This is a genomic window from Aliiroseovarius sp. B-4, from assembly GCF_056857795.1.
In genome coordinates, this window is record NZ_JBSXNV010000040.1 from 165,531 (window position 1) to 180,292 (window position 14,762).

General features: G+C 58.2%; 19 protein-coding genes. 12 read left to right on the forward strand and 7 right to left on the reverse strand.

Translation table 11 applies throughout. The annotated features are described in order from the left end of the window. Positions 1-132: 132 nt before the first annotated feature. Positions 133-1,182 carry a permease gene (locus tag AC13C8_RS14655; protein ID WP_482848029.1) on the reverse strand — a complete coding sequence of 350 codons (1,050 nt, stop codon included), beginning with the start codon at positions 1,180-1,182 and terminating at the stop codon, positions 133-135. Between the two features lie 10 nt (positions 1,183-1,192). Next, entirely contained in the window at positions 1,193-1,516 is a 324-nt protein-coding gene (locus AC13C8_RS14660; RefSeq protein ID WP_482848031.1) for an ArsR/SmtB family transcription factor, read from the reverse strand. 96 nt (positions 1,517-1,612) lie between these two features. Here AC13C8_RS14660 and AC13C8_RS14665 point away from each other — a divergent pair, with 96 nt between their 5' ends. Continuing rightward, complete coding sequence (locus tag AC13C8_RS14665; protein WP_482848032.1) at positions 1,613-2,218, forward strand: uracil-DNA glycosylase family protein; 606 nt, start codon at positions 1,613-1,615, stop codon at positions 2,216-2,218. Further along, entirely contained in the window at positions 2,218-3,006 is a 789-nt protein-coding gene (locus AC13C8_RS14670) for an SseB family protein (protein WP_482848034.1), read from the forward strand. Before AC13C8_RS14665 ends, AC13C8_RS14670 begins: the two co-directional genes overlap by 1 nt. Positions 3,007-3,054: 48 nt before the next feature. On the opposite strand, the gene AC13C8_RS14675 is transcribed toward AC13C8_RS14670, so the two are convergent. Beyond that, on the reverse strand, positions 3,055-3,306 hold the full coding sequence (locus AC13C8_RS14675) for an accessory factor UbiK family protein (protein ID WP_091432572.1): 252 nt from the start codon (positions 3,304-3,306) through the stop codon (positions 3,055-3,057). A gap of 91 nt (positions 3,307-3,397) precedes the next feature. Here AC13C8_RS14675 and lgt point away from each other — a divergent pair, with 91 nt between their 5' ends. From lgt to pgeF, 3 genes are read left to right on the forward strand one after another with little or no spacing between them, the layout of a single operon-like run. Further along, positions 3,398-4,303, forward strand: a complete 906-nt coding sequence (lgt, locus tag AC13C8_RS14680; protein WP_482848036.1) for a prolipoprotein diacylglyceryl transferase — start codon at positions 3,398-3,400, stop codon at positions 4,301-4,303. Beyond that, positions 4,303-5,391 (forward strand): class I SAM-dependent methyltransferase, encoded by a 1,089-nt coding sequence (locus tag AC13C8_RS14685; protein ID WP_091431212.1) that lies wholly within the window; start codon positions 4,303-4,305, stop codon positions 5,389-5,391. Before lgt ends, AC13C8_RS14685 begins: the two co-directional genes overlap by 1 nt. Further along, on the forward strand, positions 5,388-6,146 hold the full coding sequence (gene pgeF, locus AC13C8_RS14690) for a peptidoglycan editing factor PgeF (RefSeq protein ID WP_091431214.1): 759 nt from the start codon (positions 5,388-5,390) through the stop codon (positions 6,144-6,146). Before AC13C8_RS14685 ends, pgeF begins: the two co-directional genes overlap by 4 nt. Positions 6,147-6,159: 13 nt before the next feature. On the opposite strand, the gene AC13C8_RS14695 is transcribed toward pgeF, so the two are convergent. Next, a complete protein-coding gene (locus tag AC13C8_RS14695; RefSeq protein WP_091431216.1) occupies positions 6,160-6,660 on the reverse strand; it encodes an Lrp/AsnC family transcriptional regulator in 501 nt (166 codons plus the stop codon). A gap of 244 nt (positions 6,661-6,904) precedes the next feature. Between AC13C8_RS14695 and trxB the strand changes: the two genes are divergently transcribed. From trxB to AC13C8_RS14710, 3 genes are all read left to right on the forward strand, one after another. Continuing rightward, on the forward strand, positions 6,905-7,846 hold the full coding sequence (gene trxB, locus AC13C8_RS14700; RefSeq protein WP_091431217.1) for a thioredoxin-disulfide reductase: 942 nt from the start codon (positions 6,905-6,907) through the stop codon (positions 7,844-7,846). 155 nt (positions 7,847-8,001) lie between these two features. Next, positions 8,002-8,283, forward strand: a complete 282-nt coding sequence (locus AC13C8_RS14705; protein ID WP_482848183.1) for an RES family NAD+ phosphorylase — start codon at positions 8,002-8,004, stop codon at positions 8,281-8,283. A 137-nt stretch (positions 8,284-8,420) separates the two neighbouring features. Then, positions 8,421-10,496: a bifunctional sulfate adenylyltransferase/adenylylsulfate kinase gene (locus AC13C8_RS14710; protein ID WP_482848039.1), complete on the forward strand. Its 2,076-nt coding sequence runs from the start codon at positions 8,421-8,423 to the stop codon at positions 10,494-10,496. A gap of 72 nt (positions 10,497-10,568) precedes the next feature. Here the strand turns inward: AC13C8_RS14710 and AC13C8_RS14715 are convergent, their stop codons facing one another. After that, positions 10,569-10,808 (reverse strand): DUF1150 family protein, encoded by a 240-nt coding sequence (locus tag AC13C8_RS14715; RefSeq protein ID WP_091431220.1) that lies wholly within the window; start codon positions 10,806-10,808, stop codon positions 10,569-10,571. 4 nt (positions 10,809-10,812) lie between these two features. Beyond that, on the reverse strand, positions 10,813-11,226 hold the full coding sequence (locus AC13C8_RS14720; protein WP_091431222.1) for an Hsp20 family protein: 414 nt from the start codon (positions 11,224-11,226) through the stop codon (positions 10,813-10,815). Between the two features lie 168 nt (positions 11,227-11,394). Between AC13C8_RS14720 and AC13C8_RS14725 the strand changes: the two genes are divergently transcribed. The 4 genes from AC13C8_RS14725 to AC13C8_RS14740 all read left to right on the forward strand — a co-directional run bounded on the left by AC13C8_RS14725 (position 11,395) and on the right by AC13C8_RS14740 (position 14,189). Then, the gene (locus AC13C8_RS14725; protein WP_091431223.1) at positions 11,395-11,613 is read left to right on the forward strand and encodes a YdcH family protein; all 219 of its coding nucleotides are present in this window, start codon (positions 11,395-11,397) and stop codon (positions 11,611-11,613) included. 54 nt (positions 11,614-11,667) lie between these two features. After that, the gene (gene purE / locus AC13C8_RS14730; RefSeq protein ID WP_091431225.1) at positions 11,668-12,156 is read left to right on the forward strand and encodes a 5-(carboxyamino)imidazole ribonucleotide mutase; all 489 of its coding nucleotides are present in this window, start codon (positions 11,668-11,670) and stop codon (positions 12,154-12,156) included. Further along, positions 12,149-13,225, forward strand: a complete 1,077-nt coding sequence (locus AC13C8_RS14735) for a 5-(carboxyamino)imidazole ribonucleotide synthase (RefSeq protein WP_482848042.1) — start codon at positions 12,149-12,151, stop codon at positions 13,223-13,225. The genes purE and AC13C8_RS14735 overlap by 8 nt, the downstream gene beginning before the upstream one ends. Positions 13,226-13,463: 238 nt before the next feature. Continuing rightward, on the forward strand, positions 13,464-14,189 hold the full coding sequence (locus tag AC13C8_RS14740; protein WP_482848044.1) for an outer membrane protein: 726 nt from the start codon (positions 13,464-13,466) through the stop codon (positions 14,187-14,189). A 27-nt stretch (positions 14,190-14,216) separates the two neighbouring features. Here AC13C8_RS14740 and AC13C8_RS14745 read toward each other — a convergent pair whose 3' ends face one another. Beyond that, complete coding sequence (locus tag AC13C8_RS14745) at positions 14,217-14,702, reverse strand: DUF2937 family protein (RefSeq protein ID WP_091431230.1); 486 nt, start codon at positions 14,700-14,702, stop codon at positions 14,217-14,219. Positions 14,703-14,762 lie beyond the last annotated feature (60 nt).

Genomic DNA, 14,762 nt, shown 5'->3' on the forward strand with positions numbered 1-14,762 from the left:
CCGGTTTTACAAACAGGTCGCGTCCCGGCGATGAAAGGCTGGGGCGCGACCTTTGTGTTCGTTCAGTTCAGGAAATACTTCAACTGGGGTCAAACGACAATGGTCGAGAGCAATATCTGTTTCACATATGGTTCAGGCAGCCATCCCCCAGATGAGTCCCGCAGCAACCGCGCCGATCATGGCCAGTCCAAGATAGGCCGCGAATACGCGAGGTTTGACCAACGCCGAGACCGCCATGGCGGCGGGAATGCTGCTGACCCCACCCGCTATTACGAAAGACATGGCCGCACCGTCTGACATACCCTGTTCCAACAGGGCCGCCACCATGGGCACCGCTGCATATCCGTTCAGATAGGCCGGCGCACCGACAAGTGCAGCCAGCAAGATCGGCCCAAAGCCTGTCCCGCCCAGCACTTGCGCGACAAGTTCGGCGGGCACGTAGCGCAGCATCAGAGCTTCGATCAAATAGGCCAGAAGCAACCATTTTGTCAGGAACAGCGCATTTTCGATTGCCGTTTTCTGAAATGTCGAACGTCGCGCGCCCTCGCTCCAGAAGCGCCAATTGACTGCACCGGAGTAGATCTCTGCGCCGGATCCAGTGCCACAACCTGACGATGAACAGCATGCCGGTGCGGGCGTGTTTTTCAACGGGTCTGTAAACAACGCCGACTTCGCCAGGGCCTTGACGGTAAACCCGCCGAACAACCCGATCGACACCGCCGCGATTGATTTTGCCACGGCGAACTCGGTGCCCAGTGTGCCGGTTGTGATGGCAAACATTGCCGGGTCCATCAATGGCGAAGACAGCCAGAACGCCATGACCGCGCCCAAGGGTGCGCCGATCGCGAGCAAGGCCGCGATGAATGGGATCACTTCGCAGGAACAGAAAGGTGACAAACCTCCTGCGAATGCCGCCACCACGATCATACGCGCCTCGCGACCTTCAAACGCACTTGCCAAAAGGTTCTCTGCCCCCGTTGCCTTCAGGTAAGCTACAGAAAGGATCGCAAACAGGATAAACGGCGCCGTGTTCGTCAGCGCTGTCAGCGCGAAAGTGATCGTGGACCACAATTCTGTCGGTGCAAACAGCACGAGAAGAGTTGGAATGAGCAGGATGGCAATCCAGGCCTTGTCGATGGTCCAATGCTTCGAGGTCGTTCGGGAATGCGTTGTGTCAGCCATGATCCTGACCCTACCTGTCTGGGCAATCGGCACAGCATTCCGACAAAAGATAGTCGGACAGCGCGCGCATCACTTCATATTCGGCTGCCGCGCAAATAATGCTGCGCCCTTGCTTCTTCTGCTTTACCAACCCGGCTGCTGCAAGGATTTTCATGTGGTGGGTCAGGGTCGACCCCGTGATCCCACAGCGTTCCCCCAGGGCGCCAATCGGCAGCCCCTCAGGCCCCGCGCGCACCAGGATGCGCAAAACGGACAGGCGGTGTTCAGACCCGAGCGCGGCAAATTGCGAGGCCGCAATATCGACTTGGAGCGGTTCAAGAGATTCGTGTTTCATATTTCTAGAAATATGGAAATGATAACCAATAGCAAGCCTTATTTCGACAAATGTCGAAATGTTGCACCCCCTGTCCGGAGCGCCTAGCTTGAGGCAATGCCCAGCTTGACAGATGACATCAGGGCCTGCCGTTTATGTGCCGACCGTTTTGCTGCCACTCAGACAGGCCATTCCCCCCGACCGGTGGTCTGGTTTCAGCCTGGCGCACGGGTCCGCATCATCGGGCAAGCGCCGGGGCTGCGTGTGCACAAGTCTGGCCTGCCCTTCGACGATCCGTCGGGGGATCGCCTGCGCAGTTGGATGGGGGTGGACCGAGACACGTTCTATGATCAAGCTCGCATCGCCATCACCCCCATGGCGTTTTGCTTTCCGGGCTACGATGCAAAGGGCTCGGACCTGCCGCCGCCCCGGATCTGCGCAAAGACATGGGCGGATCGCGTGGACAGCACTCTTGCTGAAACATCCGTGACGCTTCTGGTCGGGGGCTATGCGCAAGCGCGGCATCTTGGCCGGAGGAAAGGAGTGACGGACACCGTCAAAGCCTGGCGCGATAATGCGCCGCGGCTGTTTCCCTTGCCTCATCCGTCATGGCGCAATACGGGATGGCTGAAGAAAAACCCTTGGTTCGAAGCCGAACTTTTGCCGGTTCTGCAATCCCGACTGGCAGAGGTGCTTTTATACCCAAGCGTAAAGGACGCATGATGACCGAGACGACCCGCCTTGATGCCGCCCATGCTGCAATGCAAACCAATCTGGAAGACGACGCAGCACGGCTTCGGTTTTATGAGCGTCTGGCAGATGGCGAACTGTTCTTGCTGCTGACCGAGGAACCGGACGGCGACGAGATTTCGCCTGACCTGTTCGAGCTTGATGGTGCAAATTTCGCGCTCGTGTTCGATCGCGAGGATCGTTTGGCCGAGTTTGTCGGTGCCCCCGCCCCCTATGCCGCACTTCCGGGTCGGTTGGTTGCCAGCATGTTGGCCGGGCAAAATGTCGGTCTGGGGCTCAATCTGGGGGTCGCGCCATCGTCGATTCTGATCCCGTCAGACGCGATGTCTTGGCTGGCCAACACGCTGAAAACCGGGCCGAAGCAAATAGAGGCGCGCATCGCCGAAGTCAGCGCGCCAACGGCACCCGACACCCTGATCTCGGCGCTGGGCGTCAAGCTGTCCAGTGCAGGTGGGCTGGCAAGCCATGCTTGTTTGGTGGGCGTAACCTATGCCGATGGCCGGAAAGGGCATCTGCTTGGCTTCGTGGATGTCGTCCCCGGTGCCGAGCACGCGTTGGCAGGAGCGGCAAACGAAGCTCTGACATTTTCGGGGCTTGAGGCGGGTGAAATGGATGTGGGCTTCTTTGCCAACCACGATCAGGTGGCGGGCAAACTGGCGGCACTGGGTATCCGGTTCGACCTGCCTAAACCCAAACCGCAAAAGCGTTTGGCCCCGGTTGCGCCCGGATCGGACCCCAACAAGCCGCCTATTCTAAAATAGAAACCGCAATGTGAGCCTTCGACAGACCGCCGGGACCCACCGCCGCGATCAGCTTTTTGTTTTTTTCTTCTCAAGCGCGTCCAGACGTGACTTTAACGCCTCATTTTCCTCGCGTGCTTTCTGAGCCATGGAGCGCACAGCATCAAATTCTTCACGAGTCACGAAATCGCGATCTGCCAGCCAGCGGTCCATCCAGCTTTTCATCGCGGTTTCCGCTTCGTCCTTGGCGCCTTGGGCGACCCCCATGGCATTGGTCATCAACTGGGACATATCGTCCAGGATTTTGTTGCGTGTCTGCATCGGCATCTCCTCGCTTGTTGCCTCATATATGGGGATATCCGGGGCAGAGACAAGGTTGACTTACCTCCCCTGTCAGGGTCAGGAATGTGACATGTTTTTAGCAATCTCCTTCCCCGCCATTTCACCCGAGATTTTCTCGGTCGAGATTGGCAGTTTCACCTTCGCACTGCGCTGGTATGCGCTGGGTTATCTGGTCGGTATCGCCGTAGGCTGGTGGATCATTGCGCGGGCGATTTCAAAGCCGGCACTGTGGCGTGGCGACGTGCCGATGACGCGAACTCAGTTGGAAGACCTCGCCACCTGGGCAATTGTCGGCATCGTGGTGGGCGGGCGTCTGGGCTATGTGCTGTTTTATGACCCGGCATATTTCCTGCAAAACCCGCTGGATATTCCGAAGATCTGGACTGGCGGCATGTCCTTCCATGGCGGGTTTCTTGGCATTATCACAATCACTTGGCTATATGCCCGCAAACACGGGATCGCCGTGGCCAAGCTGGCGGATCTGATGGCCATCGCTGCGCCGATTGGCATCGGACTGGTCCGGATCACCAATTTCATCAATGCCGAGCTTTGGGGCCGCCCAACCACCGCGCCTTGGGGCGTCATATTCCCTGGCGATGCGGCGCAAAGTTGCCCGGGTTGGGACGCCGCACTTGGCGCCTGCGCGCGCCACCCCAGTCAGCTTTACGAAGCCATCCTTGAGGGGCTTTTGCTGGCCGCGATCCTTCTGACTCTGGCATTCCGACGCGGGTGGCTGAAGCGCCCGGGCATGCTGACCGGGCTGTTCTTTCTTGGCTACGGTCTGTCGCGCTTCTTTGTCGAGATTTTCCGGCAAGCGGATGCGCAATTCATCACACCAGACAATCCATGGGGCCATGTCATTCGCCTTGGAGAGTGGGGGCTAACCATGGGGCAGACCTTGACGCTGCCAATGATCGTGATTGGCGTGGCCACATTGATCTGGGCGGCCCGTCGCAACGTGGTGCCCACGCCCTGATGACCCGACTTGCCCGGATATTGTGGCGTCGCATTGAAGCCTCCGGGCCAATTTCGGTTGCGGATTTCATGTCAGAATGCCTGCTGCATCCGGACTACGGATATTACACGACCCGTGATCCATTTGGCGCAAGTGGCGATTTCATCACCGCACCCGAAATCAGCCAGATGTTCGGGGAACTTCTGGGGCTGGCACTGGCGCAGGCTTGGCTTGATCAAGGTGCCCCTGCCCCCTTCGCACTGGTCGAGCTTGGGCCGGGGCGCGGCACCCTGATGGAAGACATTCTGCGCGCTACCAAAAACGTGCCGGGCTTTCTCGCCGCAGCCGAGGTTCATCTGGTCGAGGCGTCTGCGGCCCAGAAAGCAGCGCAAGCCAAGACGCTGGCGCCCCGTGCGATCATTCATCACGACACTGCCGACACCTTGCCCGAGGCACCGCTCTTTTGTGTTGCCAATGAATTTTTTGACGCCCTGCCCATTCGCCAGTTCCAGAAGGACGGCACAGGATGGCGCGAACGTCAGGTTGGTCTTGGGGAAGACAAGCTGGTGTTTGGCTTGACAACTCGCCTGCCCGTTCGCGATCTGACGTTTCGGCTGGACGACACACGCGATGGCGATCTGGTCGAGCTTTGCCCGTCTGTCCCCGCCATCATGGCGCAGATCGCCAGCCGGATTGAAAGACACGGCGGTGCGGCCCTGATCATCGACTATGGCGATTGGCGCTCGGTCGGCGACACATTGCAAGCCATCGCGGCACACGACCATGTCGACCCGCTGCTCTGCCCCGGCGAGGCGGATCTGACCGCACATGTGGATTTCGAAGCATTGGTGCGATCAGCGACCCCACTTTCACCACATCTTCTGACCCCGCAAGGCATCTTTCTGGAGCGGCTGGGCATTACCCAACGGGCAGAGGCATTGGCCAGCAAACTGACCGGTGACGCGTTGGACGCGCATGTCAAAGCGCACCGACGCTTGACGCACCCGGATGAAATGGGGACGCTCTTCAAAGTGCTCGGACTGACTCGCGCAGATGCGCCTGACCTGCCCGGCCTGATCCGAACACCCAACCAAGCTGACCTGGCATGACCCTTGAAATCATCACTTCAAACGCCTTGGCACCCCTGAAACACGGCTTTTTCACGCGCCGGGGCGGGGCATCGTCGGGCGTTTATGCCGGATTGAATTGCGGGATAGGAAGTCAGGATCAGTCCGAACTGGTGATGATCAACCGGGAACGTGTGGCTGGCGCGATGGGCGTCGAGCCCAACAATCTGTGCGGCGTTCATCAGGTTCATTCGCCCGATGTGGTCACACTGCATGAACCGGTCAACGGCGCCAAACCAAAAGCCGATGCGCTTGTCACGGCCACGCCGGGTCTTGTCTTGACGATCCTGACCGCTGATTGCCAACCGGTGCTTTTTGCGGACCGCAATGCCGGTGTCATCGGCGCGGCCCATGCCGGTTGGAAAGGCGCGCTTGGCGGAGTGCTTGAGGCTACGATCGACGCAATGACCGCGCTGGGGGCCACGCGTGGTGGCATCACGGCCATCATCGGGCCGACGATCAGTCAACGCGCTTATGAGGTCGGGCCGGAGTTCTTTGACGATTTCATGATCGAAAACCCTGACTATGGCCGCTTTTTCGCAGGCGGCGAGGGGGATCGCGCGCTGTTCGATCTGCCGGGCTTTGGCCTTCACCTGCTGCGCGAAGCCGGGGTGGGTCATGCTGAATGGGTCGGCCACTGCACGTATTCCGACCCGGACCGTTTCTATTCCTACCGGCGCAGTTGCCATAAGAATGAATCGGATTATGGCCGCCTGATCTCGGCCATTCGTCTTTAGAAACCGTTGGGCATCAGGGTGCCGCACCCAGTCGGGCTTCCAGCACATCAAATGGCACACCGGGCTCGTCCTTCGCCCCACGAATGACCAACGAGGTTTTGACCGACGCCACGTTGTCGGCCGCTGTCAACTCTTCGGTCAGGAAGGTCTGAAACGTGGACAAATCCGGTGCCACGCATTTCAGAACGAAATCCACTTCGCCATTCAGCATATGACATTCGCGAACCAGCGACCAACCCCGGCACTGGTTTTCGAACGCAGACAAATCTGCCTCGGCCTGACTGACAAGGCCGACCATGGCGAACACCTGCACTTCGAAACCAAGCGCGCGTGCATCAACATCGGCGTGATAGCCACGGATAAGCCCCTGTTCTTCCAGCGTTCTGACCCGCCGCAAACAGGGGGGGGCAGAAATGCCCACCCGCTTGGCCAGTTCGACATTCGTCATGCGACCATCTGCCTGAAGCTCGGCAAGAATCATGCGATCAATCGGATCAAGTTTGCTTACGGTCATTGATGAACCTTCTCGGGTGGGTCCACTGATCCCGGCAGAACCAGAGTTTTCGTTGGAAATTGCGCAGAGATTACTCGCCAACGTCTGAATGCGCAACAATCTTTCGCGCATGCGCAACATAATTTCTGCGTGAACAGACAATGATACGCCGCGTTGTCTTTCCTTCCAAAGCGCGCACGGGCTTTCCACCAGCCGCCGGTCGCCTTATATGCGTTGGAAACCCAGAAGGCTCAAGGAAATCCGCATGTCCGAAACACGTAACACAAAAGTCCTTATCATTGGCTCCGGCCCGGCTGGCTATACCGCTGCCGTTTACGCGTCCCGCGCGATGCTGGAACCAATCCTTGTGCAGGGCATGGAACCCGGTGGTCAGTTAACCACGACCACCGAGGTCGAGAACTGGCCGGGCGAAACCGAAATCCAGGGGCCCGATCTGATGGTCAATATGGAAGCGCACGCCAAAGCGGTGGGCACCGAGGTCATTGGCGACTTGATCACCGATCTGGACCTGTCAGAACGCCCCTTCACAGCCACCGGTGACAGCGGCACGATCTACAAGGCTGATGCGGTTATTCTGGCCACCGGCGCGCGTGCCAAATGGTTGGGACTGGACAGCGAAGAGAAATTCAAAGGCTTCGGCGTGTCGGCTTGCGCCACATGTGATGGTTTTTTCTATCGCGGACAGGAGATTGTCGTGATCGGCGGCGGCAACACCGCTGTTGAGGAAGCGCTGTTCCTGACCAACTTCGCGTCCAAAGTGACGCTGGTTCACCGCCGCGACGAGCTGCGCGCCGAGAAAATCCTGATCAATCGCCTTATGAAGAACGAAAAGATCGTGCCCCTGTGGGATCACACTTTGGAAGAGGTCGTGGGCGATGAAAACCCGCTGGGCGTCACCGGGGTGCGGGTCAAACACGTCAAAACGGGCGAGATCACGGAAATCCCGGCCAAGGGCGTCTTCATCGCCATCGGCCACGCGCCCGCGAACGAGTTGGTGAAGGACGTCCTGGAAACCCATATGGGTGGCTATGTGGTGACGAAACCGGATTCGACCGCGACCTCGATCCCCGGCGTTTTTGCAGCAGGCGATCTGACAGATTATAAATATCGTCAGGCTGTGACCTCCGCCGGTATGGGCTGCATGGCCGCGCTTGAGGCCGAACACTTTCTTGCCGAACAAGAATGATACCCTACACCGGCAATGCCTATCGTCTGGTCTTCACTGATCAGGATGCGACATTGCCGGCGCAGGCCCCCGAAGGGCGCTTTCACCATTCTGGTTAATGGGCCATCTATACCTCCCTTTCTGTTGAAGGATGCGGCGTCGCGATCGAACGCTATCTGACTCCCGATGACGCACCGCGCCACATTGTGCCGCTTGACGTCACACTTGACCGTGTTGCGGACATTCGCGGGCAGTCAGCAGCCTCGGCGGTTTGGCAAAACAAACGGGCCGCCGGTCATCCTGCGCCGACATGGGCATTTTCAGATCACGCCCGCGCAGATGGTGCGCAAGCATTGATGTATTCCTCGCGTTCGCGCCCGGAACTGACCCATCTGGTCTTGTTCGACACCCGCCCGGCATTGGTGCGAATTGCGGGATCGCCAATTCCATTCCCCTGATCGTTTACGATCCTGCGCAGCGGCCGTTGCCCATGGGCCACGGTCGGCGATATCACGTGCATTCACGAGTTTCCGCTTTGCCTTTGCTGCAAACCATGCAATGCGTTCACGCGTGAACACTCTTTGAGTCGCAAGCCATGACGTCGCACCTGACAAAAACCAACTCCGCCGAGGAAGATCAGATCTTCCGCCTTCTGCGCCAGCTTGATCTGGCGCCAGAGGCGTCGCAGCGCGCGACGGCGGCGGCAATTGGTATCTCTCTCGGTCGTCTGAACGCCCTGCTGCGGTCTGCGGTAGGCCGCAGATTGATCCAGATCGGTGAACGCACCGGGCCGGACAAACGCCAACGCTTCGCCTATGCCATCACTGCACAAGGTGCGGCCGAGATGGTGCGGCTTCGAGATCAGTTCCTTGCTCGTAAATTCGCTGAATACGACGCGCTGCACGCCGAACTGACCGGTTCTGCAAGCGGCCTCTCGCCCATAAAACACAGGACACATCCAATGCAGAACAACCTATCGCCCATCCCCGAGCTTTATGTTTCGTATGAAAGCGCGCAGAAGCTGAAAGTCGAAGCTGGCAATCTGATCAGCCACGATCTGACGCCACGCCAGACCTGTGATCTGGAGCTATTGATGAACGGCGGGTTCAACCCGCTGAAAGGATTTCTGACCGAAGACGATTACAACGGCGTCGTTGAAAATATGCGCCTGGCCGATGGCACGCTGTGGCCAATGCCGATCACGCTGGACGTATCCGAAGACTTCGCCCAGACGATCGAACTGGGCCAAGACATCGCGCTGCGCGATCAAGAGGGCGTTATTCTGGCCACGATGACCGTTACCGACCGGTGGGAGCCGAACAAATCCCGCGAGGCCGAGAAGGTGTTTGGCGCCGATGACGACACGCACCCGGCGGTGAACTATCTGCACAACGTGGCAGGCAAGGTCTATCTGGGTGGGCCGATTGTCGGCATCCAACAGCCGATCCACTATGATTTCCGTGGCCGTCGCGACACGCCGAACGAGCTGCGGGCTTATTTTCGCAAACTGGGCTGGCGTCGTATCGTGGCGTTTCAGACCCGCAACCCGCTGCACCGCGCGCATCAGGAACTGACATTCCGCGCCGCGAAAGAAGCGCAAGCCAACCTGCTGATTCACCCAGTTGTGGGCATGACCAAACCAGGTGATATCGACCACTTCACGCGTGTGCGGTGCTACGAGGCCGTGCTGGATCAATACCCCGGCGCGACAACGACGATGAGCCTTCTGAACCTTGCCATGCGTATGGCCGGTCCCCGCGAAGCCGTTTGGCACGGGCTGATCCGCAAGAACCACGGCTGCACCCATTTCATCGTCGGCCGTGACCACGCAGGCCCCGGAAAGAACGCCGCAGGTGACGATTTCTATGGCCCTTATGATGCCCAAGACCTGTTCCGCGTGCATCAGGAAGAAATGGGCATCGAAATGGTCGACTTCAAACATATGGTCTATGTGCAGGACCGCGCCCAATATGAACCAGCGGATGAAATCACTGACAAGGATGATGTGACGATCCTGAACATCTCGGGCACCGAGTTGCGTCGTCGCCTGTCGGAAGGTCTTGAAATCCCGGAATGGTTCAGTTTCCCTGCCGTGGTCGAGGAATTGCGCAAAACCAAGCCGCCGCGCGCCGAACAGGGCTTCACCGTGTTCTTCACCGGCTTCTCAGGCTCGGGAAAATCGACCATCGCGAACGCCTTGATGGTCAAGCTGATGGAGATGGGCGGGCGCCCCGTCACGCTTCTGGACGGTGACATCGTGCGTAAGAACCTGTCAAGCGAGTTGGGCTTTTCGAAAGAGCATCGCGATCTGAACATCCGCCGCATCGGCTATGTCGCGTCCGAGATCACGAAAAACGGCGGTATCGCCATCTGTGCGCCCATCGCACCCTATGCCACGACGCGGCGTGCAGTGCGCGAGGATGTCGAACAGTTTGGCGCGTTTGTCGAAGTGCATGTCGCGACCTCGATCGAAGAATGCGAACGCCGTGACCGCAAGGGGCTGTATAAGCTCGCGCGGGAAGGCAAGATCAAGGAGTTCACCGGCATCTCGGACCCGTATGACGTGCCACAGAACCCCGAGTTGAGCGTCGAGACGGAAAATGTCGACGTGGACAACTGCGCCCACCAGGTTCTGCTCAAACTGGAAAACATGGGTCTGATCCGGGGATAAACCCACCAATAAGAACGCAAAAACCCGGGGCATGTCCCCGGGTTTTTCATTGGTTCATGTGCCCGGCTCGGATCAGTGGATCGAGACCGGCGAAAAATCATTCTGGCGGGCCAACGCATAGGCTAGATCGCGATCAACGACCAAGGCCAGTTGCTCTCCGTCTTCGCGGTGCACGGCATAGAGCGTGTCAGCCCCATCCGCTTGCGCGCGTGCTTCGTCCTGAATGGCATCGGGCAAATCGGCAATCGCGACAGCTTTGACATAGACGATGTTGCCAATCTCGGATTGGCCAAATGGCAGTTTGTAATTCATCAGTTCACCCCTTCTTGATCTTAATCGTCTGCACAAGACGCTCAGGCTCGGCGCGTTCAAGATCGATATGCAGCAGCCCGTTTTCCGTGCGCGCGCCTCTGACATCCACGCCATCGGCCAACACGAAACTTTTCATGAACTGGCGACCAGCGATGCCACGGTGCAAAAACACACGCTCCTGACCATCGTCGCGTTGCGCACCCCGGATCACCAGTTTTGCATTCTCAACCGTGATCGACAGATCGTCATCCGCGAACCCCGCCACCGCAAGCGTGATGCGATAGGCCCGGTCACTGACCTGTTCAATATTGAAAGGGGGATAGCCGTCCTTACCCGATTTCGCAGCCTGTTCGACCATACGCTCAAGCTGTTCAAAGCCCAGCAGAAAGGGATGAGTTCCCAAGTTCATCTTTGTCATCGACACGTCCTTGAATAAGCGACACGTTTGCGGGCCCCACGCAGGCGACCCTGCGAAAAATATGGGGGCTCGGCCAAAGGGTTGCAAGAGGCGGCTTTTCCTTGGCCTTGGTCCCCGCTTGACGTTAAACTGCCGCTGCACGCGCCCCAGAAAGAACGATCTGCATAGATGAGCAACGCAAAAGAGATGAAGACCGAAGATGTGCTTCGTGTGGAGCTTGAAGTCTTTCGCGCCGAGCACCGGGATCTGGACGACGCCATTCACGCATTGGAAGAACGTGGCATGGCCGATCAGTTACAACTGCGGCGGCTGAAGAAGCAGAAGCTGGCGTTGAAGGACAAGATCGCCCGGATCGAGGACAAACTGACACCGGACATCATTGCCTGATTGCATCGCGCGCCCTTCCCCTTATAAAGCGGGCTTCCAAGACACGAGGTCACTATGACAGATGTGAAAGTCGGGATCATTATGGGCAGCCAATCGGACTGGCCCACGATGAAAGAAGCCGCCACCATTCTCGATGAACTCGGCGTTGCGTATGAGGCAAAGATTGTCTCGGCGCACCGCACCCCGGATCGACTTTGGGACTATGGCAAGACCGCGGCCGATCGAGGCCTTCATGTCATCATCGCAGGGGCCGGTGGGGCAGCGCATCTGCCCGGCATGATGGCGTCGAAAACGCGTGTGCCTGTTGTTGGGGTGCCTATCCAAACTCGCGCCTTGTCTGGTGTAGACAGCTTGTATTCCATCGTGCAGATGCCGAAGGGTTTTCCGGTCGCAACAATGGCCATAGGCGCGGCTGGTGCTGCAAATGCTGGGCTGATGGCAGCTGGTATCCTTGCGCTGTCGGACCCGGCCCTTGCACAGCGTCTTGATGCGTGGCGCGCCGCGCTGTCTGCGTCGATCCCGGAAGAGCCACAAGATGACTAAGCCCCTGCCCATTGGGTCCACAATTGGAATTCTTGGCGGTGGCCAACTGGGACGGATGTTATCGGTCGCGGCCTCTCGTCTTGGCTTCAAGACCCATATCTTTGAACCGGGTGCGAACCCGCCCGCCGGGCAGGTTGCAGACCGCCTGACCACCGCCGAATACGACGACACCGCCGCGCTTGAGGCGTTCGCCGCATCTGTCGACGTTATCACCTACGAGTTCGAGAACATCCCGACCACTGCGCTGGATGTGCTGGAGCAGCACCGCACCATTCGTCCGGGCCGCGAATCGCTGCGCATCAGTCAGGATCGACTGACCGAAAAGGACTTCCTGTCCGGTCTTGGATTGCGCGTAGCCCCATATGAAAAGGTCGAGACGGTTAACGACCTGAAGAAAGCGATTGAACTGGTCGGAACTCCGTCGATCCTGAAAACACGACGCTTTGGATATGACGGAAAAGGACAATCCCGCATCATGTCCGACGATCAGGCGGACCAAGCCTTTTCCGATATGCAGGGCGCGCCTTCGGTTCTGGAAGGTTTTGTAGAGTTCAGCCATGAAGTCAGTGTCATCGCGGCCCGCAGCGCCGATGGTAAGGTTGCCTGCTTTGACCCCGGAGAAAACGTGCACAAGGATGGGATCCTTGCCACGACGACGGTGCCCGCGCGACTGACAAGTGCTCAACGCACCGACGCGGTGTTGCTGGCCGCGAACATCCTGAACGCGCTGGATTACGTCGGCGTCATGGGTGTTGAGATTTTCGTTACCCATCAAGGCCTTATCGTCAACGAGGTCGCCCCGCGCGTTCACAATTCCGGCCACTGGACTCAGCAGGGATGCAGCGTGGATCAGTTCGAGCAGCATATTCGTGCCGTTGTCGGTTGGCCCTTGGGGGACGGCACACGCTATGCGGATGTGGTGATGGAGAACCTGATCGGTGACGACATGGACCGGGTTCCAGAAATTGCCGGTGAGCGAAACGCTTCACTGCATCTCTATGGCAAGGCCGAGGCGAAACCGGGCCGGAAGATGGGCCACGTGAACCGAGTGACAACAGGGCCGAAATAGAACATCTGCAACATACCGCGTGACCGACGCCCCACCAACGCGTCCTTTTCATTATCGGCAAAGTACAAGCGGCCACGGATGTATGATGCACCAGCGGTTCCCGTGATAGATGAACCACAAATTTGCAAAGCAGACATTGCCACCTCGCCACACTAGATATGTCACAAAATTTTGTTTCATACCCCAAGTTTTGTGGCTAAAGAACAACTGTCTTTGTGCTATTTGCTGGTGGATTATCATGTGTCGCAGTTCTTATTTTTCCAAATCCTTCGCCTGTCTTTCCCTGGTGCTGGCGTCCCACACGGCCTCTGCCGGAAATCTGTCAGACCCGGTCGTTGAAGCGCCGGTCCAGAATTTCGCAACCGACCAAAGTCCGTTCTGGGAAGGCGTATATGTCGGGGGCACGCTGGGCTATAATTTCAGCGGTGGGGATCGCATTGGCGTCACGCAGGGATCGGGCAACAGCTTCAACCTTGGAAAATACGAAAACAGCGGTTGGGGCGGCAGTCTGCGCGCAGGCTATCGCTGGCAGTTGGACCGCTGGGTGTTCGGCCCCGAACTAGCCGTCGAAGGTGGGATGATCGAGGATGCGTTCAACGCCAACGGCTATAGCGGGACAACATCCATGAACCACGCGCTGTCGGTTCGCCTGAAGGCGGGTTATGTCTGGCCGGTTCTGAACTCCGTCGTCTATGGCACGGTTGGCTTATCTCGCGCCGAGTTCGATTACAGCGTTATGGGAACGGGATCATCGGGACCGATTGCCATCAACGAAACCTACGCCACGAATGGATACATTCTGGGCGTCGGGATCGAGCAGCCGCTGACCAAGCGCCTGTCGATCACGGGTGAGTATGAATACATGAACTATGGAAAAGATACGCTATCAGACGGGTTGGGCAACAACACGCTTGCGACACCTTTGTTCCATAGCGTCAAGGTTGGCCTGAACCTGCGATTCTGACCAGCCACATAGCCGTCCGGCGAAGGGTCAGGCACTGCGTCGAAACGGGCGCATGAATGCGCCAAGGATCAACGACACCAGAAGCCATCCCCCGACAAAGCCGATACCGGCACAAAGCAAGCCATCGGCGGTTACAGGGATGGCAGGGCGGAAATCTTCCCACGTGCGTTTGGCCAAATCTGTGTCGCGGAAGTGCCAGACCTTCGCCAATCGCGCCAGGGGTTCGGTGCCTTTGAGCGCGGTGTAGGCGGAATCCAAACGCTCATAGCGCGTGAAGTTGCGTTTCATCTGGTCGCGCAAATTGTCCTGAAAGCTGGTGCCCCCCATATTCCGAAGGGCTTCGTCACGGGTATATCCGGCGGCCTGTGCCGTCAATTCGAACCCAGCAGTCACGATCTTCAACTCGGTCCGTGCGCCCGCAAGACGCTGCATGTATTGCTGTGTGAACTCGGGAAACTGGCTCATCACCACGGCACCCGCGAAGCCGCCTATCATTGCCAAAGTCCGGATCATTGCATCACCTGCTCGTTTGTTATTTATCCTCAGCCTTCCAAAGCCAACGGGTCAGGTCAA